Annotated in this window: 1 protein-coding gene; it reads right to left on the bottom strand. The window is 31.5% G+C overall.

All coding sequences use genetic code 11. From position 1 onward, the window contains the following. Positions 1-78 precede the first annotated feature (78 nt). The coding region (locus KPC_RS19995; RefSeq protein ID WP_146196694.1) for a sensor histidine kinase at positions 79-952 on the bottom strand (874 nt) is incomplete at its 5' end.

Genomic DNA, 952 nt, shown 5'->3' with positions numbered 1-952 from the left:
GTATTTAAACATTTTAAATACCTTATTATTTTCAATTGCATGATGTGTTTATTACTGGCTTCAATTTTATTAATAAAATTAGTCTGTTTTATTATCCTTGGAAAAATCGATACTTACACTCAGCCCTTGATTTTGATCAGATTGTATAATCATTTGATAGTGATATTGTTGCAGTAGAATATGACAAAGTGATAGTCCCAAGCCATAACCTTGACCAGTCGCAGATTTTCGCCAAAAACGTTTTGTTGCAAGCGTTAATTCCTGAGGATTTAAGCCTACGCCAAAGTCTCGGATGGTTAGAATATTTTCAGTCTGAGAAATTTCGATTTTTTTAACTGTTTGAGAATGTTTTAAACTGTTTTCCAGAAGGTTACGTAAAACAATTTGAATTGCATCAGGAGCGATAAAAATTTTTCCTAAACTTTCCCAATGAATGATTAACTGATGGTCGATTTCAGGATAAGTCAAACGTAAATCGGATAGAACCAATTCCAAACTTTGCTTTAAAGAAACTTGTTGTATGTTCTGTTCAATTTGATGTTCTGTTTGGCTTAATACCAATAATTGTTCCAGCAAATTTTGATAACGTATGATACTGTTTTCAGCATCGTTTAAACATTCCAGTAAATTGTCATCATATTGTTGTTGTATTGCGATCATTTTACCCAGCTGTACATTCGTTTTAATGGCAGTTAATGGGCTACGTAGTTCATGTGCAGCATAGGCACTAAAATTTTTCTCATTTTCTAGACTAATATGTAATCTTTTGATCAAATTAAGAATGTTCTCGATAAAAGGCTGAATTTCTTTGGGTACAGATTTAAATTCTGGTTCAGTTAGATGTTCAAGCTGTAGATCGTGGATACTTTTATAAGAAATCAATGATTTGGTCATTTTATCTATAGGCTTAAACTCAACTTTGACAATCCATAAAATTGAAATAATACAAAGT

Source organism: Acinetobacter stercoris (assembly GCF_900323515.1).
GTDB lineage: Bacteria > Pseudomonadota > Gammaproteobacteria > Pseudomonadales > Moraxellaceae > Acinetobacter > Acinetobacter stercoris.
The sequence above is the reverse complement of the archived record's forward strand: the minus strand, read 5'-3'. Positions and strand labels throughout refer to the sequence as shown.